The organism is Borrelia hispanica CRI, from assembly GCF_000500065.1.
In the GTDB taxonomy this organism is placed as follows: Bacteria; Spirochaetota; Spirochaetia; order Borreliales; family Borreliaceae; genus Borrelia; species Borrelia hispanica.
This window is the reverse complement of sequence record NZ_AYOU01000121.1, coordinates 129,694-152,135: the sequence shown is the minus strand read 5'-3', so window position 1 is coordinate 152,135 and position 22,442 is coordinate 129,694. Positions and strand designations below refer to the sequence as shown.

Below are 22,442 nucleotides of genomic sequence, written 5' to 3'. Positions count from 1 at the left end.
ATAAAACACACAAATCAAATACCTCTTGGTGTATAATGTAAAACAATGAATAATTTATCACTCTTTACAGACTTTTATGAGCTATCAATGATGAATGCTTACTTTACAAAAAACATTAATCCAAAAGCCAAATTTGAAATGTTTTTCAGAAAAACACCATTTAATAATGGATATATAATCTTAGCAGGAATTCACACACTAATTAATATCTTAAAAGAATTACATTTTAACAAAGAAGAACTTGAATATCTAGAAAGCCTTAACTATTTTGATAAAAAATTCTTAGAATATCTAAAAACATTTAAATTAAATATAAAAATACATTCAATCACAGAAGGAAGAATTGTTTTTCCTCATGAACCCATACTAATAATTGAAGGAAACTTAATTGAACTCTTATTAATAGAAGGACTAGTATTAAACACAATAAACTTTGAAAGTCTAATTGCAACAAAAACAGCAAGAATTAAAGAAGCTGGTGCTCAAAATCTAGCAGAACTTGGACTTAGAAGAGCACAAGGAATTAATGGCGCACTCTCAGCAAGCAAAGCTGCTTATATAGGAGGTGCTAATTTTACAAGTAATGTGCTTGCAGGATATAAATATAATATTCCTATAATTGGTACAATGGCTCATAGTTGGGTAATGAGTTTCACAAACGAAGAAGAAGCCTTTTGGGAATATGCAAAAACATATCCAAATAATGTCAATTTATTAATTGACACCTATGATACTCTCAAAAGCGGACTTAAGAACGCAATAAAAATTTTTAAACAATTACAAAAACAAGGAAAAAAAAATTTTTCTGTTAGAATTGACAGTGGCGATCTTGAATACTTAAGCAAAGAAGTCAGAAGAAAACTTAATGAAAATGAATTATTTGATGTAAAGATTATCATATCAAATGAACTTGATGAAGAAATTATTATGTATCTAAATTCAATTCATGCGCCCATTGACTGTTGGGGAGTTGGAACAAATTTGGTTACAGCAAAAGGAGAATCTAATCTTTCAGGAGTATATAAAATGATATCTATTCAACAAAATGGCAAATTTATCCCCAAAATGAAAATATCAAATAACATTGATAAAGCAACACTACCTTCTCAAAAAGGAGTTGTTAGAATATATTCAAACAATCAAATGATTTTCGACCTAATTTTTTTACAAGAAGAAGAAGAAGAACTAAAAAAAATTTTAAATTTAAAAAAGCAATTTACAATCTTTCATCCTACACAAGATAATACTTTTAAAGAAATAAAAACTTACGATAGTTTCGAATTTTTAATACATACGATTTTTGAAAACGGTAATATAGTCCAACCCGACGAATTAAAATTAGAAAATATAAGGGTAAATGTTCAAAATGATCTTAAAAAAATTGACCATACGTATAAAAGACTCATAAACCCACATATATACAAAGTAAGTATTACTGAAAAATTAAAAAATCTAAAAAATACACTTGCTAAAGCAAATAATACAATATAATTCCATGTACAAGATATATAAAACAAACAAAATAAGTAATATTTACAATAAGGTTAACGAGCTAATTCGAAATGACAATTTATTTAAAAAAGAAACTATTATCCTTGTCAAAAATAACATTTTAAGTGATGAAATCAAAAAATATCTAGCAACTATAAATGGGATTTCATATAATCTCAATATCAAACACAACACTATTAAAACGATATATAATATTTCAATAGAAAATCCAAATATAAAAGAATTTTTAGAAAACAATACTTTGCTTTTTTATACAGAAACAGAAACATTAGTGTTATACCATATATTAAAAGATAATCAAACACAAAACACCTCACAATTTCAATCAACAAAAAACAGATATGCATTTGCATCAAAAATGATTAATCTATTTCACAAATACTATTCTAAATTTTCATATCTAATTGATACTTGGAGAGCAAATAACTTTTTATTTGAAGATAAAAATAAACATTACTACGAGTCAATACAAAAAGAAATATTTGACAAACTATTTGTAAATCAAATCAATATTCTTGATTTACAAGAAAAAATTGAAAAAGAAATAACAAATATCAAACAAGATATTGAAACAAAAAGAATAATAATCATTGGAGAGAGTAGAGAAATTGACAGGAAAATCTTTCACTGTCTGCAACAAATTTTCAACATCGCAGTACATGAATTAGTACTCGAAGATATAACACAAATTCACTCTAATCTTATAAATGAACTAATACCAATAAAAATCACCAAATTGCAACCAAGCATACAAATCACAAAAGAAATTGATATTCAATCATTTAACGAAATAAACTTCTTATCAAGCTTAAAAAATAATATTGTCAAAGGTACACCTCTATCAAATTTGGACGATAGTTTTAAAATCATACAAGCAAAAACAATAAAACGAGAAGTAGAAATTTTAATAAACAACATCTTACATTCAACACAAAATAACAATATTAAAATAAATGATATAGTGATAACCTATCTTGCAAAAGATATGGACATGTATTTACCATATATCGAAGAACTTTTAAGTAAATACGAACTTGCTTTTACTATTCTAGATTCTCAAGATATCTTAAAGAGTAAAAGCATAATAGCATTAAAACAATTAATGAAATTATTCATTTCAAATAGAGGAACTATTAGTAATTTTAACAGAAAAGAAATAATTGAATTTTTAAGTAACATAAAAGTAATGAATAAATTTAATATTTCAACAAATGAATTAGAATATTTAATCAAATTTAGCGATGCTATGAATATAAATTTTGGCATGAACAATACACATAAAGAAAAATTATCCTACGACCAAAATTTTTTAAACTCATGGGAAGATGGGTTTAATAGATTTTTAATGTCATCAATCTTTAATGATAAATATGAATGCAACAATTGTAATGAAAATATAAGCTTTCAAGATCCAGAATCAATAATAAAATTAATAAGCATAATAAGAAGCCTCTATGAAGATATCATGTATTTTAAAGACCAAAAATATACAATACATGAATGGGCAGAAATAATAGATATATTTATAGACAAATACATTAAGCTTGATGACGAAAATAGAATTGATGCATACATAAGTGCAAAAATACAATACCTAAAAACTTTTTCAAAAGATATCAATGAAAATCTTCATAAAGATTATATAATAACAATCAAAGAAAAAAAAGTTGATTTTTCATTATTTAAAGCAATTTTTGAAGACTCCATAACACAAAAAACAAACCAATTAAATAATAAAAATACAGGTATACTTGTAGCAAGCTGTGATAAAATTGAGTATCTACAAAAATCCGAAATTCATTTTTTAGGAACTCACGAATTAGACTCAAATATTTATTTTGATAATATGGATTTATTAAATGAATACTATGATTATATAAATCTGGAACAAGATAATATTTCACACTTAATTAAAATAATTTTTGCAGCAGCACAAAAATTGTATCTCTATTACTCACAAAGCAAATATCTAAATCCAGATATCAATAATCCTAAAATAATAAACAAAATAATAAATTACATCAAAGATACAGGATTAGATATAAAAATTGAAATACACCCAAATGAAAATTATGATCCTGAATATTTTAAATATAACAAAGCCAATTACCTAATTAACTATGACACAGAAGCTTTTAACATTGCAAAATCACTACAAAAAGGCAAATCTTCAAATTTCAAACAAAAAAGACTTGCCTTAAACAAACAAATTACACTTGACATAGAAAATATCAATAAAGCCATAACTAATCCATACAAATATTTTTACGAAGAAATACTAAACGTACAAATTAAAGATACAAGTTATATTAATGATATTAAAGAAAAACAAGAAGAACGAATCATTGATATTGATAATTTCAACTATAAACTAATGAGTATAATACCAATACATGAATATATCAAAGATAAAACTAAAGAACATATATTAGAAAGGATAAATAATATAATCGAAAACCAAATTCAAAAGGGAATAATTCCCATAAACATAAAAAAAACAAAAATAAAAGAAGAATTCATAACAAAATTATTGCAAATCAAAAATAATATTAATATTAATTTTCAAGATTTTTTTAAAATGCAAAAGGCTGCTATTACATTAAATAAAAATATATTTATTGACTTTGAAGATAAAACACTAGAATTCAAATTAAATGGCAAACTTAAAAATATATATAAAATAGACAATCAATATTTTTACATCTATCTAGAAAAAAAAGACTATGGGCAAGACAAAATTATAAAAAAAATAAATCTATACATGCTAGGATTAATGATAAAAACTGCAATTACAAATATAAAATCCATTAAAGAAATAAAAATAAATTACGAAACTTCTAAATTATCAATTGAAAATCAATACACAAATGAAGAAATAAATCATCTAGACATTGAAAATTTACTAAAACAAATAGCATATATTTCAAGCCACCCTACTCCTATTTATAAGGATTTAATACAAAAAAGTTTGCTTAAGATAGAAAACATAAATGAATTACCCATAGCACTAAAAGCACAAATAAAATATCAACAAAAAAGTATTAGTATCAACAAAAGTATGGAATTCATTCTTAAAGATAAAGACATTACATGGTGCCCATATTACAATCGCTTTAGAGACACCCATGATTTAAATATAGAAGCTAATTTAGAAACATTACTGCAAAATTTTTATGCTAAATTTATTAAGGTATAAAATAATATGAAAGAAATAATAGATAAAATCAAAAACAACGACAAAATATTAATTGAAGCTTCAGCAGGAACTGGCAAAACATACACACTAGAACACATTATCACAAATCTACTTACAACTACAATGTATACTCCAAACGAAATTCTGGTATTAACATTTACAAGAAAAGCAACGGAAGAAATGCATACTAGAATATTAAAATCAATTGAACATATATATCAAAATGCAAAAACAGACATTTTATTAAAAAATATTTATGAACAATCAAACAAAATATTTATATCAACCATAAATAAATTTGCATTATACTCTCTAAACAATTTTCAAATAGAAACAGAAAATTTTTCAAAATACACAGTAAAAGAAAATTTTACATCAGAAATAGACGAAATAATTTATGAATTTTTAAGAAAAGAAAATTCACTCAAAAAAGAATTACAAATCAAAGATGATGAATTTGAAATTTTCAAATCTAAATTTACAAATACAAAAGACATGATTCAAGCTTTAAGGCAAAGTTATAAAAGACACAAGACTCAAGAACTTGGAGATTGGTTAGAAGCTCAAATAACTTTTAAACAAATACTTCAAAATAAAGAAAGATTACTTTGTAATTACAATACAATAATAGATGAATTAGAAGAAATGAGCACAGAAGAAAAAAGGACTTTTCTCAACAAACATAATCAAGGAATAAAAATATCAGAAATAGAATATAGCCACGCAACGGATATAATACACATTACAGAAATGCTTACAAACAATAAATTTTTATGCAAAATAATAGAGGCTAATTTAAAGAAAAATGTTACTCTATCACCCAAAGAATTAAGCATACAAACTTCTCTAATACAACTTAGCAATGAAACAAACACAAATAAAGAAAATAAAAACACACTAAAAAGATTTATTATTCTCAAAGTTGAATACAAAATACTTCAATATATAGAAAAAGAACTTGAAAATACCATTATTAATACAACAAACGTAATAGACCAAAAACATATAATGACAAATTTTAAAAAACATTTAGAATCTTCTGAACATAAACTATTAACTTCAATTAAAAATAGACATAAAATCATACTAATAGATGAAGCACAAGATTTAGATCAAACACAAATAAAAATATTTGAATTGCTTAACTCTTGTGGAATCAAAATAGTATTTATAGCTGATCCAAAACAAATAATTTATACATTTAGAAATGCTGATATATCATTTTACAATCAAGGCATAAAAGATAAAATTAAAAAAGATGCAAGGATAACTCTATTAACAAATTACAGATCAAATAAAAAGTTAGTCAAACCTTTAAATATTATGTTTGAACGTATCTATAATAAAACACACACAGATAAAATTGAACAAATAGAATTTGTTCAATTGCAAACTGAACCTAAAAATGACAACAATAAAATTTTTATAAATGATCAAGAAATAAAAGCAATAAATATAATACAAGCTGAAGAAAATGATAATGTATTCCAAAAGACAGCATTAATAATAAAATATTTATTATTAAACGGAAAAATTTATGATAATAATCAACTAAGACAAATTGAAAAATCAGATATAAAAGTACTATGCAGAACAAGCAAAGAAATAAATTTCATAGACAGAGAACTTAAAAATAATAATATAAAAACTCATAAAACCAAAGAACCTTTTTTTAAAACAAAAGAATTCAACGAAATTTTCTATCTAGTCAAATGTCTAAGTAGAAAACAAGATTTTAAAACTTTAAATTACGTCTTAACTAGCAAAATGATAAATTTACCATGGGAACTACATCTAAATTTAATTAAAAATAACGAAATAAAAAATATAGAAGAAGCAATTAGTGAAATAATATATTTATTTGAAAATCAAGAAATAACATTAATGCAAGCAATAGATGAAATCATATCAAAACAAGATTTATGGCTCAATCTTGCAAAAGAGCTTAATAATGAGGAATTCACTAAATTTGCACAATCAAAACAAAATTACAAAGAAAATTTGATAAATGAAAATAAATTTGAAGAGCTTCAAAACTATGAATCAAGTCTAAATTTCATTTTAAAAACTTACTATAAAGACAAAAACATAGAATCATTAATTTGTGTTCTAGAAGATCTAATACTTGGCAGAGATATTGAAAATATTGAACAATATGAGGAACAAACTAATAATGACAATCAATCCATAGAAATTTTAACCATTCACAAATCAAAAGGTTTGGGTTTTAATATCGTATTTTTAATAGGTGATACTCAAAATAACGATACTCTAATAAAAAAAACAGACATATTTTACAAATATTACCTAGACAATAAAATAAAATATGATTTTTTAAAATTAAAAGAAAATCAACAATTGGCTAAAAATAAAATTTTAAATGAAGAAAAAAACATTTTTTATGTAGGAACAACAAGATCAAAGTTTGCACTATTTATTATCAATCAAGGCACAATAATAAATAAAATGTTAGCATTAGCAGAAATAAATACAATTGATGGAATAAACCTAAATTTTAATATATCTAACTTAAACAACTATCATCAATATAATCAATTAGACATCAATAATGATCAACAAAAAGCAATAACATTAATCCCTCCACCACCAATAAATAAATATCTATTTAGACAAGAATATATACATAGCTATACAAGTCTTACATCAAGCTATAATACTATAAATCAAAATATAACAGATGATGAGACTTATGATAATGACGCAATTAACAATAAAAACACACTTCCAAAGGGAAAAGATATTGGAAATATTTTACATGAAATAATGAGAGATATAAATTTTAATGATGCAAAAGACAGTCTAATCAATTTTAAAAAAAACAATAGTATGCTTATACAACAAAAAATAGAATATTTCAATTCAAAACTAAATACACCTACAATACAAGAACTACTAATAAAGATGATTTATAATATGCTAAATACAAAAATTAATTTTATTGATGCAAAATTATGTGAAATTCAAGAATTACAAAAAGAAATGGAATTTTTAATTAAAATAAATACAAAAATTTATACACAAATGTCCCTATTCAAACAATATAATAGATTAGATTTCATGTTAAATGACGGATATATAAAAGGAATTATTGACCTGATATTTAAAATAAACAATAAAATATATATTTTAGACTATAAAACAAACTATCTTGGAGAAGATCTGCAAGATTATCGATTATCCAACTTAACAAAAAAAATGAAACAAGAAAATTATGACTTACAGTATAAAATCTATACATTAGGAATAAAAAAAATACTCTTTAAAAATCAAGAAGAATATGAAAAACATTTTGGGGGAGTCATATACCTCTTTACAAGAGCATTTCAAGAAGACATTCAAACACAAGATCAAACACAAAATGGAATTTACTCCACCATACCAAATTTTCAAGAATTAGAATTAGAACAAATATATTTACAACTAAAACATTAAAGGAACATATGAGAAATTATTTAGTCTTAAGAGAATTTCTAAAAGAAGAGCAAAAAAATTACTTAAACCCAGAACTTAAAATTTATGAAATAATTGAAATTTTAAATATAAATGTAGAACAATATTACAAATCACATTTACTCACAAACAAAATACAAAATGACAAATATGAAGAACTTACCATTTTTTTAATATTCATATTTAATTACTTCTCTAAAGGACACTTAAGAGCCAATATTAATCTACTAATACAAGATATTCAAAACACAATTGAGTGTGCATTATTCGAATTAGAAGAAGAAAATCAACTATATCAAAAATCAACACACACACTACAAGAACTTACAAAATTCACAAAAGAAACTCAAATAAAAGAAATGATATTACATTTAGAAAAAAACAATATAATAAAAAATTACAATCAAAATGAAAAAATCACAACTCCTTTAATATTAGAAAATAATATTTACATTTATACGCAAAAAAATTTTAGAGAAGAAGAAGAATTAATAAAACAAATCGACAAAAGACTTAAGAATAATAAAACAGAAATAAGTGATGAGAAAATACAGAATATCATGGATCACTTAAATATTAAAAATTTAAGTAAAGAACAAATAAATGCAATAAAAAAAGCTTTAAAAAGTAATTTTTTTATATTAAGTGGTGGACCAGGCACAGGCAAAACAACAACAATTAATTACATTCTCAAAGCAATTGACATACATTTAAATTGTAAACAAAAAGTAGCTCTTGTAGCACCAACCGGAAAAGCAAGTCAAAAATTGAAATCAAGTATTAAAGAATCATTTAAAAACCTTGAAACACAACATAGCACAATACAAAAACTATTAAAAATGTCATTCATAAATAAAGACGACAAATATGATGAGAATAATCCCTTAGAATTCGAAATAATTATAATCGATGAAGCATCTATGATAGATGCAAATACCTTTTTAAGATTATTAAAAGCATTAAAGATAAATACAAAAATTATAATCACAGGAGATAAAAACCAACTTCCATCAATAGCTGGAGGAAATGTGTATTCCAGCCTTACAAAAATAAAAGAAATAAATGATGATAGTGTAGAAATACTGAAACAAAATTTTAGAAGCAATGATGAAATAAATTTATTAGCTAAAGCAATATATAAAGAAGATATGGACTTAATTGAGACTCAATTTAACAATAGCAAAAACATAATCCTAAAAAACCTCAATAAAATAAATATCGAAAATGAATTACTAAAACACACAAAAAAATTGTACAATAACATTTCCAATTTCAATCTCAACTCATTAAATGACAAAGAAATTGAATCAATAATTCATACACTGCTTAGTAACATAATTTTATGTTCAAAAAATTTTGGAAAATTTGGCACACAAAAAATAAATGAAATAATTAAATTATATTTAAAAAAATTATATGGAAATTTAATTGGACAAATAATTTTAATTACTCAAAATGATTATAAAAATGATCTATTTAATGGAGAGAGGGGAATACTTTTTAAAGAAAATTCTAAAATTTATGCTCTCTTTAAAAGAGAAAATGAAAAATACAAAAAAATAAACTTTAACTTAATAAATAAATATGAACTAAGCTTTGCAACGACCATACATAAAAGCCAAGGCTCTGAATACCAAAACGTACAAATTATAATAGAAAATCACCCTTTCTTAACAAAAGAATTACTCTACACCGCAATAACAAGAGCTAGAGAAAGTATAGAAATAATATCAAACAAAGAGATAATTAAAAATGTCAGTTTAAAAAAAATCAATAGAGATTCCAAAATTACAGAATATATAAACGCGTTAAAATAAATTGACAAATAAAAAGAAAAACAATATAATCATAAGGTATTGCGTTTGGGGGTGTAGTTCAGCTGGTTAGAATGCCTGCCTGTCACGCAGGAGGTCGCGGGTTCGAGTCCCGTCGCTCCCGATAATAAATTCCTAAAGCACAAGAACTTTAACAAAGATCATTAAAAGTCAAATCAATGTTTATGAATGCTTAAATTAATCTAAAAAAACCTTTTCAAGGTTTATTTTGCTTAAAATACCCTTAACATCATCTAAATTGCAAAGTTGTCCCTTAAATGCTGTTGCGGTACCTGATGCAACTGCAAACTTAAAAGAATCACCAAAAGAATGTCCCTTTTGATAAGCATATACAAATCCAGCAACAACAGAATCTCCTGCACCAATAGTACTCAAAGAATCAATTTTAGGAACATTAGCTATATAAACATTTTGATTATTTATAAAAATAGCCCCGTCATCTCCCATTGAGATTATGATATTTTGAACACCCCTTTCTACAAGTTTATGCCCAACATTAATTAAATCTTTATCAGAAGTCAAATTTATACCCAAAAGTTCTTTAAGTTCATTAATATTTGGCTTTATCAAAAAAGGCTTAATTTTTATAATTTCTTGTAATGCAGGACCACTAGTATCAACAACAACCCTCAAATTACTTGACAAATTCTCAACTATCTCATTATAAGCTCGACATCCAAGTGAACTTGGAATACTCCCAGACATAACTAAAATACCCACATCCAACTCTTTCAACTTCACAATCAAAGATCCAAAATCTTTCTCAAGAATCACAGGTGAATTACCATTAATTTCTGTTTCTTTTCCATATGACATCATTTTAATATTAATTCTAGTATTATCAGATATATTAACGAAATTATGCTTTATTTTCATTAAATTAAGATAGCTCTTTATATAATCACCCGTAAAACCACCCAAAAATCCAAAAGCAATACTCTCCATTTGAAAATTTTTAAGCACATTACTTACATTTATTCCCTTCCCTCCAGCAAGAAAACTACTCTTAACAACATGATTAAGATGCTCCTGCTGAAACCCTTCCACAACTATCTTATAATCAATAGCAGGATTAAGCGTAAGAGTATATATCAATTAAGTCTCCTTTATTATTATTAAGTTGTTTAATTGTATTACTTAATTAATTAAGTAATACAATTAAACAACTTAATATATTATAATTATATGATATAATTATAATATATCATGCCTATTATAATAGGAATTATACACTATATCAAGGAGCTTCCCTATGCAAGATTTATTTTCTAAAAAATTAATATTATTGAATTACGAAGCCAAAAGCAAAGATGACGTAATTGAAAAAATGGCCGACATGCTAAATGAAAATGGATACCTAAGGAACAAAGAAAATTTTATAAAAGATATTAAAAAACGAGAAGAAATAAGTGGAACGGGTCTTGAAGAATATATTGCAATGCCCCATGCAAAAGGTAATTTTGTTGAAAAACATGGAATAGCAATATTAAGAGTTAAAGACAAAGGATTTGACTTTGGTGCTTCTGACTTAAAACCTTCAAAACTATTTTTTATGATAGCTGTTCCTGAAAATACAACTGGTAATGACCATATTAAAACAATTTCTTATCTTAATAACATATTTAATAACGACATTCTAAGACAAGAGATTATGAATACAAACGACAAAAATAGATTTTTAGAAATTATTTTAAATACTCCCAACAGCGATACAATAATGAGCAAAACGAATCTTGAAAATTTTATTTTAGCAGTAACTGCATGTCCCACAGGAATCGCCCATACATACATGGCAGCCGACAGCTTAAAAAGAGCCGCAAACGAATTAAACGTAGAAATTAAAATAGAAACTAATGGCTCTAGTGGAGTTGAAAATCCAATAAACGAAGAAGATATCAAAAAAGCAAAAGGAATAATTATTGCATCCGGCAAAACTGTTAATAAAACAAGATTTAATGGCAAACCATTAATTGAAGTTGGGGTTAAAGATGGTATACATAAGGCAAAAGAACTCATTCAAGATATCATTGATAACAAAGCAGAAATCTATAGAAGCAACACATCACAAAAAACAGAAAACACAATAACAAATAATACAAGTAATACGGAGATATATAAACACTTAATGAATGGTGTATCTTTTATGCTTCCATTTGTAGTATCTGGAGGAATAATAATTGCAATATCATTTATGTTTGGCATTAAAGCTTTTGACCCAAACGATCCAAATTACAATAAAATAGCAGATATTTTAATGCAAATTGGTGGTGGCAATGCTTTCTTCTTAATGATTCCAATACTTGCTGGTTACATTTCATTTAGTATAGCAGAACGCCCTGGCCTTGCACCTGGAATGATTACAGGACTAATGATGAGTAAAGGAAATGCAGGATTTCTAGGGGGAATATTAGCAGGATTTATTGCAGGATACGTTACCTTAATAATAAAATCAATAAGTCAAAAAATAATACCAAAAAATATAAGCAGCATTAATCCTGTCTTAACTTATCCATTTTTCTCAGTACTAATAGCTGGATTTTTAACATATATATTATTAGCACCAATTGCATATCTTAATTCATCTATAACAAATATGTTAAATTCACTAAGTGGAACAAATATGGCATTACTAGGTGCATTACTTGGAGGAATGATGGCAATAGATATGGGTGGACCGGTAAACAAAGCAGCTTATGCATTCGGAATCGCAATGATAACTTCAGAAAATTATATCCCTCACGCAAGCGTAATGGCAGGAGGAATGATTCCCCCAATAGGAATTGCACTTGCAACCAGCATTTTTAAAAACAAGTTTTCACAAGAAGAACATGAAGCTGGTAAAGTTTGTTATGTTTTAGGAGCATGTTTTATAACAGAAGCGGTAATTCCTTTTGCAGCATCAGATCCTCTAAAAGTAATACCTGCTTGCATAATAGGTTCATCTATTGGAGGCTTTTTATCTGCATTATTTCAAGTAAAACTTATGGCTCCACACGGAGGTATTTTTATTCTACCAATAATAACTCATCCATTAATGTGGATAGTAGCAATCCTAATTGGAAGTTTAATAACAGGACTATTAATAGGATTTATGAAAAGAGATAAGAAATAATTCTTATCTCTCATTTATATTTGAAATAAATATTTAAATAAAGTTAATAAACTAGTCTCAACTTTATTGGTTTTTGAAGACTCACAGTCTTAATCATATCTAGATTAAGTTCTAAGGTATTTGAATTAATTTGATTAAATCCAATCTGCTCTTGAATTTTTCTTGATGTCTTAATTTTAATTTTAAGGTTAGAATTATCAATCATAGCACTTGCATTATCAGTAAAATCTGATAAAAAATACATTAATACATCTCTATATTCTTTTTCAGACATTGGTATTTCTTCTGAAGGCAATAATGCCGCAAGTGCATCATTTATATATTCTTTATTCTCATTAATCACCTTAGTAACATTCTTCAAATTTAAATCAATATCAATAATATTCTTCCCATTTTTATTTTCTATCTTAAACAAAGGTAGATTTTCTTTTTCAAGATAATCTCTTGCAACCTTTATCAAACTATCAAACTTAACAACCAATTTAAGAGAATCACCATTTGATTTAATATTTAAAAGTCTTAAACCTATTTTTTCCCCATCATCACGAAAATACTGCTTTATCTCTTTAACAGGAAAAAGCGACATCTTGGCAACATCATTTCCTACAAGAGTTGTAACAAGTTCTCTTCTGATCCTTTCAAATTCTTTATTAACATTAAACACTACCGAAATCGTTCCGCTAGCATCATCTTGTAAATTAACTTCTGAAGACGCTGTACAAGCAATAAAGATTAAAGTGGAAAATATCAATTTATAAAATTTATCCATTTAACAATCTCCTTAGCACATATACACAAACCTATATACATGCACAAGCTATTATAATAAAATATTAGATATTATTAAAACAATAAAACCAAAGGGGAAAGAACAAATGCATGATGCAACATTAGACATATCACATTTTCAAAATTTATTAGATAAAAGTTTAACACCATACCATCTAATCAATTATATCGAACAAAAATTATTATATTATCTTAATGCCAAGGAACTTAAACTTAATGAAAAATGGAAATTAGAAACGGGATATTATTATATAAAAAAGGAAGGAACAAGTCTTATTGCATTCAATATTAATACCAATAAAATACACGAACCATTTCTAATATCATCAGCCCATTCTGACAGTCCTGGATTAAAACTTAAAATAGAATCTAGCAAGAACGAAGGCAATGTATTCTCTCAACATATTGAAATTTACGGTGGTCCAATAATCTCAACCTGGACTGACAGAGACTTAAGCTTAGCAGGAATTGTATATTTCATGAAAGAAGGAATAATTAATTCACAATTAATCACAATTGAAAATATCGGCATTATACCAAATGTAGCTATACACCTAAACCACAAAGCAAATGAAGGATTTACATACAACACTCATGAAAATATAGTTGTTATAACAAGTCTTAAAAAAAGTATTAAAGAAATTATCCTAGAAAAATTACAAATATCCCAACAAGATTTCTTATCATGTGATTTAATATTCACAGCATCTGAACCTTCTAAAATTATAGGCAGTGAAGGTGAATTTTTAGCATCAAAAAATCTTGACAACAAATCAGGATGTCATGCAATAATGAATGCATTTGTTCACACAAATAACAAAAAAAACAAAGTAGCTGTATTCTTTGATAATGAAGAAATTGGATCTCTAACTTCTAGAGGAGCTAATTCAACACTACTAACAGAAATTTTAGAAAGAATAGATTATGTTTTAAATTTAGGACAAGAAGAACATATGATAAAACTCCAAAAATCATTTAATATCTCAATGGATGGAGCACATGGAATACATCCAGGATACATATGTAAACATGACCCTTACTACAAAACAAGTCTAGGAAAAGGTGTAACTATCAAAAGCAATGCCAATTTTAAATATGCAACAACAGCAAATGGATGGGCAAAACTTAAAGCTTTAGCTATAAAAAATAATATTAAAATTCAAGAAATACTAATGAAAGCAGATACAAAGTCCGGAAGCACAATTGGTCCAATTGCAAATTCAAAAACAGGTATTGAAACAATAGATATTGGAACTCCAATGTGGGGAATGCACTCTTTAAGAGAAACTATTGCAATATCAGATCACATAGAAGCAATTAAACTTTTAAGAGCATTTTTTGAAAATTGGAATTAAAATCTGAAACACATAAAAGAAATAATTGTAGTTGAAGGTAAAGACGATGCTAAGAAAATAAAAGCTCTATTTAAATGTACTATAATTGAAACTGGTGGGTTATATCTAAAAAGATCAACCATTAATGTTTTAAAAAAAGCAATAGAAACAAATGGTATAATTATTTTTACTGATAGCGACAAAGCAGGAAACATTATTAGAAAACAAATACTTAAAAGAACAGGTTATTTAAATGATAATAATAAAATTAAGCATGCTTATCTTAAAACTCAAAATCAAGAAGTTGAAATATCTTCTAAATCTGAAATAAAAGCAATTTTACAAAAAATAAGCACTTTTTATAATGAAAAACAAAAAGAAAATTTAAGTTTAAGCGATTTAATAGAACTTGGGATAACAGGACCCCAATCAAAAAAGAAAAGAGAACAAATACAAAAGCATTTTAACTTAGGAAATGGAAATAACAAAAAATTACTTGAAAGACTCAATTACTTTAAGATAAAACGCAAAGACATAGAAAAAATAATTTTACAATAAAAAAACTCCCCCAGAAGGAATTGAACCTCCGACCAAGTGGTTAACAGCCACCTGCTCTACCGCTGAGCTATAGGGGAATGGATACCTAAACATTATGATAAATTGAAAATCTTTTGTCAAGTAGCCAAATTAATAACAAAAAATTAACAAATCTACAAAATTTTTAAAATAGCATCAGCAAGAATTTTAGAATCTAAATTTCTAAGCTTGGAAGACCTAATTGCCCAAGCTTCTTCATCAAACGCCAAATTTCTAACTTCAACCAACAATTTAGTCTTAACAACATTATTTTTCAACATATAAAGATTTTGTCCTTTAATATAAGGAGGTCTTTTAAAATCTGCTGTCATTTTTTCAATAATACTCTTTGAATGAGTATCAAATCCTCCTTCATCCTCAGAATGATAATAAAATCCCATACATCTAGGAGCACCAACACTATTATCAGAATGCAAACTAATATAAAGCATATCTTCTCTTTTAATATTTCTATATTTATTTACAAATTTATTTACAACAGATAATCTTTTCTTCAAACCTTCCAGAGTACCATTTATCCAAGAATCAACCGTATCTGTCTTATTTAAATCATAATCATTATAAACTTCATTCTTAACATTAACAAAAGTATTATTAGCCTCTACACTATCTCTAATTAAATGATCGGGAGATAAAATTGTCAATTCAACATTAGCTCCATATTCTTTAAGATAAACATAAAGCCTTAAAGCAATATCATAAACATATTCATCCTCAACAACAAAAATTTCATTATTAAGTCCATCTTTAGCCTTAACAATAGCACCAGGATCAAGTCCCCCATGTCCAGGATCAATTATTATTAATTTATTTTTTAAACTATTATTTTTAATCGGACGAGATTGAACAAGATTTTCAAAACTTTTAAAAAGCTGACTTGCTTTCTTATATGCATTAAGAGGAGAATGCCAATCCTCTGAATAAAATTCACTTGGCTGACTTACTTTTTTAGGCTTATACCAATAATAAAAAATTCCATTAAATTCAAAGATAGGTATTTTAGGCTCAAGAACAACTAAAGCACTAATATCAAAGGCATTTCTATGCTCTAAAACATTAGAAAAATCCAAATTTAACTTCTTATTCTTGGCAGAAATAACATTTGCAATAGCTTTAACTTTACTCTTAGAATTATCATCATCACCTACAATGTCATCTAAAACTTTATCACCAACAACTGATCTTTTGCTCTTATCATAAATTTTAAGTTCCTGATTATACACAATATGATTTCCATTTAAATTATTCCAACTTTTCAAATCTTCAAGCAAAATCCCATATTGACGAGCAATACTATATAAGGTCTCACCAACAGACACTTTATGAGATATAAAAGTTTCATTATTTTTAGCCTTTTCCTCCAATTGCAAAACACTAGGAGTTGCAAAATCTGATTCTATTACTCCAGAAACATCTAAAATCGAATCTGCCTTTAAATTTATTGCGTTATTTCCATTTAAACGAACAAGATGTTTTGCAGTAACACCATAAATATATGCTATCTTACCAAGTGTCTCTCCCCGCTTTACATAATGAAAATGCACATTGCTAGAAGCTTTCTTTAAATATAATTTTTGTCCAATTACCAAATTTTTACTATCTAAAAAATTAAATCGTATAATATCTGAAATACTAATATCAAAATCAACAGAAAGTTTTGAAAGTGAATCACCTTTTTTAACTAAATATGGCTTTAAAAAATCAGGCTCATCTAAATTCAACTTAGACCCAACCTTAAGAATTTTAGAATTTAAATTATTCCAAGCAATCAATTCTTTTTCTTTTACGCCATATTTCTTTGATATATCTTCAATAGTATCCCCAACCTTAACAATATAAATTTTACTACTAGTGCCATATTGAGCAACCTTTGCTTTCTGACTATATTTTTTAGCAGTAACCTTCTTAGTATTAAGCTTGTTTTTAGCTTTAGAAGAATTTGGAATAAATAATATACGTCCAATCTTAATATTTTCCGATTTTAAATTGTTTGCAATTTTAAGTTCCTTTACTGATACCTTATATTTAATAGAAATTGAATACAAAGTATCTCCTCTAACAACTTCATGCTTAAAATTAGCATACAAATCAATAAAAGTTATTATATATAAAATACTCCAAAACCCTTTAATTTTCAAAATAAAAGGCCTAGTATTTCTCCTTAATTCCAGTATTTTGAACAGTATAATCATAAATGATCCAATAATAATCATACTTTTTTAAAAAAAAGGTATATCGCTTGGCAACATAAAAATGACCATCCTCAAAATACACATCAGAGACAACCCTACCCGTAGAATCTGTATAAGAAGTCTCAACAATAGAAAATTTACTTGGAACTTTTGAAATATAAGAATTACCATTATTCCACAAATATTCCTTATATTCTTCAATCATATTGTTAGAACCCGATTTAAGTTCTTGTTTATAAAGATATGACTTATTTTGATCATTTAAAATAAGACTTTCAATATCAATATATAAAAAGAATTTTTCTCTCTCTCCAAGTCGCAATGCTGAAAATAAATATTCAATAACCTTATCAGGAGATAAATTTTCTCGCTTTAAAACATTTTGTACCTCACGATTGGAAGCTAAATTAGAAAAGTCAAATTTTTCTGCAATATTATCCATTTTAGGTTTCAAAAATAAGGTAATAACATTAGACTCCACACGTTCTTGAGGAGCTGAAATATTTGGGAAAAATACACCTTTAACAAAATAAACACCATCTTTATCAAATTGTACAAATTGATTTAAACTCATTACTACAGAAAATCTCTCATTAGGTCTTAAAATTAAAGTTCTAACAGGAATCGCAACATTTTTTGATCTATTTTTTACATATTCAAGTGATCTCTTAACCTTTATATTAGTAGTATCTGTAACATCAAAATCAAAACCAAAAGTATTAACATCCCCTACCTCAAGGGTAATTAAATCATCAGATGAATTACTAAGTAAAACTTCAATAGAAACATTACTATTCACACGATAAATTGATTGATTGAAAAATTTTATCTTAAAATCAAGACCCTTATAATCCCTAGGAAAAAATATCGAAGGAACAATCATAAGAAATACAACAAACAATAACTTTCTAAATTCCATAAACTCCTCAAAATCTAACTAATATTATACATAACGAAACAGAACATATCTATTAATATATAATATTATACTAAACTACAAAAACAAAAAGGTAAAAAATGAATATAGAAAAAGAATTGACCACCAAACTAAAAAACAATCAAAATTTAAAAAAAATGCAAAAACTTATTGAACAAAATATACATTTTACACTAACAGGATACGAAAAATTTTTTAAAGCTTTCTTAATTCACAAAATCAAAAAATATAGTAATAATAATAAAGTTATACTGATAGTTAAAAATGAAAATATATCAGATGAAATTAAAAATGATTTAACACAAATTACAGATCAAATATACGAACTTAATTACTTCAGTCCTCTTATATACAAAGGAATTGGCTCAAAAAGTAAAGTTTTCTGTGATCGAGTAAAATTTTTAATCAACTTTTATGAAAATAATCCTGGCATATATATTGTTTCATTAAAATCTCTACTTAGTAAAATTCCTACAAAAAAGGATCTATTTAATAATAGATATAAAATCCAAATAGATAAAATAATTAACATAGAAAATTTTGAAAAAAAACTCCTAAAAATGGGATATGAAAAAACAATGAGGGTTACATTACCCGGAGAATTTACAATAAAGAACAAAATAATAGATATACATTCATTTAATCACAAAGAACCAACAAGAATTTCTCTTAATAACGATAAAATAAAGCAAATCAATTATTTCAACCCCCTAAATCAATTAAAACAAAAAAATAATATTGATGAATTTGACATAATTCCAAAAAAAGAAATAATTTGGAGCAAAGAAAACATAGATAAATTAAAAAACTACATCAAAGAAACTGAATATAAACAATTCTTCAAACAAATTGAAACAAAATACAACGCAAGAACAGAAGAAGTATTTTATCCATTATTAGGAGAGACTATCTTAAGCCAAGAAATAAATGAAAATACACTTACTATAAATTTTGAAATACCAAATTTAAAAGAAGAAATCAAAAAAATATATAAAGAATATGATAAGCTCTACACTCAAGCAATAGAATCAGACATAAAAATAGTATCACCAAAAGAAATCTTTATAAATCCCAATGATTTAAAATTAAAAACCAACATATATTTTATAAAAACTCCTATAAATCAGCAAACAGAAAAACCTACAGAAGAAGTTATAGAATTTAAAATTGAAAGCGAACGTAGATTTTTTTCAAATATCGTGCTTGCAAAACAAGAAATACAAAATTGGATTGATAATGGATTTCAAGTAATTATTACAGCAGAATCCAACTCACAAAAAGAAAAATTAAAATATATTTTTCAAGACATACCTAAAATCAAAATTGAAGTTATTAAAATATCAAGCTCTCTTATAATAAACGAAGAAAAAATAGCTATTATTACTGAAGCAGATATTTTTAACAAAAAACAAAAAACAAATAAAACTTTCGAATCATCAAAAACAAAACCTATAGATTCATTTATTGAAGTTGAAAAAAATAGTCATATTGTCCATATAAATCATGGAATCGGAATATTTAGACAAATAAAGAGAATCAAAACAAGTCTTCTTGAAAAAGACTATATTGAAATTGAATATGCTGATAATGAAAAATTATTTATTCCTATTGAACAAACACACCTTATTCAAAAATACATTGGCAATGAAACTCAAAATATAAAACTAGATAGAATCAGTTCAAAAACCTGGGAAAAGAAAAAAATTTATGCAACAAAAAAAATTGATAAAATTGCGGATCAACTTGTTTCACTTTATGCAGAAAGAGAAAATATTAAAGGATTTCAATATCCTCAAGATGATGAATGGCAATTATTATTTGAATCAGAATTTCCATATGATGAGACTCCAGATCAATTAACAGCAATATCAGAAATAAAACAAGATATGATGAGTTCAAAAGTAATGGACAGACTTCTATGCGGAGACGTTGGATTTGGAAAAACTGAAGTTGCAATGAGAGCTGCATTTAAAGCCGTTATGGGGAAAAAACAAGTAGCAATACTATCTCCAACAACAATTCTTACAGAACAACACTTCAATACATTTAAAAAAAGATTTAAAAATTTCCCAATTCAAATTGCAATGATTAGCAGATTTATAAAAAAATCAAAAGAAAAAGAAATTCTAAGCAATTTAGAAACAGGAAGCATTGACATAATAATTGGAACACATAAAATACTATCAAAAAAAATAACATATAAAGATTTGGGTCTCATTATTATTGATGAAGAACAAAGGTTTGGTGTTAAAGAAAAAGAAAAACTAAAAGAAATAAAAGTCTCTGTTGATTCTCTTGCATTATCAGCGACTCCAATTCCTCGTTCTCTTCACATGTCATTAATCAAACTAAGAGACATTTCTGTTTTAAAAACTCCACCCCAAAACAGAATTAAAATAGAAACTTACGTTGAAGAATTTAGTGAAATACTAATTAAACATGCAATCGAAAATGAACTATCAAGAGATGGACAAGTTTTTTTCGTACATCATAATATTCAAGAACTAGATTCAATAAAAGCAATGATAGAAAAAGTAGTCCCTTATGCAAGAATTGCCACTATCCATGCAAAACTTACGGGGGAACAAATTGAAAACATCATGCAAGATTTTATAAATAAATCATATCAAGTACTACTAGCAACAACAATCATTGAAAATGGAATAGATATTGAAAATGCAAATACAATAATAATCAACAATGCAAATAGATTTGGGCTCGCACAATTATACCAACTAAGAGGAAGAGTTGGCAGAAGCTCAAAAAAAGCATTTGCTTATTTTTTATATAAAGAAAATTCAAATCTCAATGAAGGCGCTATTGAAAGACTAAGAGCAATATCTGAATTTTCAGAACTTGGAGCAGGATTTCAAATTGCAATGAAAGACATGGAAATAAGAGGCGTTGGTAATTTACTTGGAAGAGAACAACATGGAGAAATTGAATCTATTGGACTAGATTATTACTTAACAATGCTAAATAAAGCAATTGAAAAACGCATGGGAAAAACTTCAAAAAAAAATGAAATTAACATTGAAATTAATTACAATGGATTTATCCCTAATAGTTACATAAATAATGAACAACATAAAATATCAATCTACAAAAAAATTTCAGCAATTCAAAGTGAAGAAGAAAATAACAAACTAAGATCTGAAATTTATGATCAATTTGGACCAATTCCCAACGAACTAAATACCCTACTTATTTTATCGGAACTAAAATTACTTGCACAAAAACTCAATATTACAAGCCTTAAAGAAAGAAATGGACTACTTGAAATTGAATATTTAGATATAAATAGCATCCCTGCAGAAAAAATCATGAAAATTATTAAAGACAATCCTAATATTTTAAAATTAAATCAAGAATACAAAAATTCGATTTTCCTACATTTAGGAAATATTCAAGAAACAGATAAAATAAATTGGATATACAAAAATTTGTATCTATTATTATAATAATAA

At 25.9% G+C, this 22,442-nt stretch carries 12 protein-coding genes and 2 tRNA genes; 9 read left to right on the top strand and 5 right to left on the bottom strand.

The window, feature by feature from the left end; translation table 11 throughout:
- The first annotated feature begins 45 nt into the window (after window positions 1-45).
- From U880_RS0104230 to U880_RS0104210, 5 genes are all read left to right on the top strand, one after another.
- A complete protein-coding gene (locus U880_RS0104230; RefSeq protein WP_024654895.1) occupies window positions 46-1,491 on the top strand; it encodes a nicotinate phosphoribosyltransferase in 1,446 nt (481 codons plus the stop codon).
- A gap of 4 nt (window positions 1,492-1,495) precedes the next feature.
- Window positions 1,496-4,708, top strand: coding sequence for an exodeoxyribonuclease V subunit gamma (locus U880_RS0104225; protein ID WP_024654894.1), 3,213 nt, complete (start codon window positions 1,496-1,498; stop codon window positions 4,706-4,708).
- 6 nt (window positions 4,709-4,714) lie between these two features.
- Entirely contained in the window at window positions 4,715-8,161 is a 3,447-nt protein-coding gene (recB, locus tag U880_RS0104220; protein ID WP_024654893.1) for an exodeoxyribonuclease V subunit beta, read from the top strand.
- An 8-nt stretch (window positions 8,162-8,169) separates the two neighbouring features.
- Window positions 8,170-9,996: an exodeoxyribonuclease V subunit alpha gene (gene recD / locus U880_RS0104215; protein ID WP_024654892.1), complete on the top strand. Its 1,827-nt coding sequence runs from the start codon at window positions 8,170-8,172 to the stop codon at window positions 9,994-9,996.
- 47 nt (window positions 9,997-10,043) lie between these two features.
- A tRNA-Asp gene (locus U880_RS0104210) sits at window positions 10,044-10,117 on the top strand.
- A gap of 74 nt (window positions 10,118-10,191) precedes the next feature.
- Here the strand turns inward: U880_RS0104210 and pfkB are convergent.
- On the bottom strand, window positions 10,192-11,109 hold the full coding sequence (pfkB, locus tag U880_RS0104205; protein ID WP_024654891.1) for a 1-phosphofructokinase: 918 nt from the start codon (window positions 11,107-11,109) through the stop codon (window positions 10,192-10,194).
- Between the two features lie 157 nt (window positions 11,110-11,266).
- Here pfkB and U880_RS0104200 point away from each other — a divergent pair, with 157 nt between their 5' ends.
- Window positions 11,267-13,126 carry a fructose-specific PTS transporter subunit EIIC gene (locus U880_RS0104200; protein ID WP_024654890.1) on the top strand — a complete coding sequence of 620 codons (1,860 nt, stop codon included), beginning with the start codon at window positions 11,267-11,269 and terminating at the stop codon, window positions 13,124-13,126.
- Between the two features lie 43 nt (window positions 13,127-13,169).
- Here U880_RS0104200 and U880_RS0104195 read toward each other — a convergent pair whose 3' ends face one another.
- The gene (locus U880_RS0104195; RefSeq protein ID WP_024654889.1) at window positions 13,170-13,895 is read right to left on the bottom strand and encodes a hypothetical protein; all 726 of its coding nucleotides are present in this window, start codon (window positions 13,893-13,895) and stop codon (window positions 13,170-13,172) included.
- A gap of 106 nt (window positions 13,896-14,001) precedes the next feature.
- On the opposite strand from U880_RS0104195, the gene U880_RS0104190 reads away from it, so the two are divergent.
- Window positions 14,002-15,270, top strand: a complete 1,269-nt coding sequence (locus tag U880_RS0104190; protein WP_024654888.1) for a M18 family aminopeptidase — start codon at window positions 14,002-14,004, stop codon at window positions 15,268-15,270.
- Window positions 15,271-15,273: 3 nt separating this feature from the next.
- Window positions 15,274-15,807: a ribonuclease M5 gene (gene rnmV, locus U880_RS10865; RefSeq protein ID WP_084543210.1), complete on the top strand. Its 534-nt coding sequence runs from the start codon at window positions 15,274-15,276 to the stop codon at window positions 15,805-15,807.
- Window positions 15,808-15,812: 5 nt separating this feature from the next.
- Here the strand turns inward: rnmV and U880_RS0104185 are convergent.
- The 3 genes from U880_RS0104185 to U880_RS0104175 form a co-directional block, all read right to left on the bottom strand.
- Window positions 15,813-15,884, bottom strand: a tRNA-Asn gene (locus tag U880_RS0104185).
- A gap of 75 nt (window positions 15,885-15,959) precedes the next feature.
- The gene (locus U880_RS0104180) at window positions 15,960-18,038 is read right to left on the bottom strand and encodes a LysM peptidoglycan-binding domain-containing protein (RefSeq protein WP_038359219.1); all 2,079 of its coding nucleotides are present in this window, start codon (window positions 18,036-18,038) and stop codon (window positions 15,960-15,962) included.
- A complete protein-coding gene (locus U880_RS0104175) occupies window positions 17,995-18,957 on the bottom strand; it encodes a hypothetical protein (RefSeq protein ID WP_024654886.1) in 963 nt (320 codons plus the stop codon). The genes U880_RS0104180 and U880_RS0104175 overlap by 44 nt, the downstream gene beginning before the upstream one ends.
- A 98-nt stretch (window positions 18,958-19,055) precedes the next feature.
- Between U880_RS0104175 and mfd the strand changes: the two genes are divergently transcribed.
- Window positions 19,056-22,436, top strand: a complete 3,381-nt coding sequence (gene mfd, locus U880_RS0104170; protein WP_024654885.1) for a transcription-repair coupling factor — start codon at window positions 19,056-19,058, stop codon at window positions 22,434-22,436.
- The last annotated feature ends 6 nt before the right edge of the window (window positions 22,437-22,442 follow it).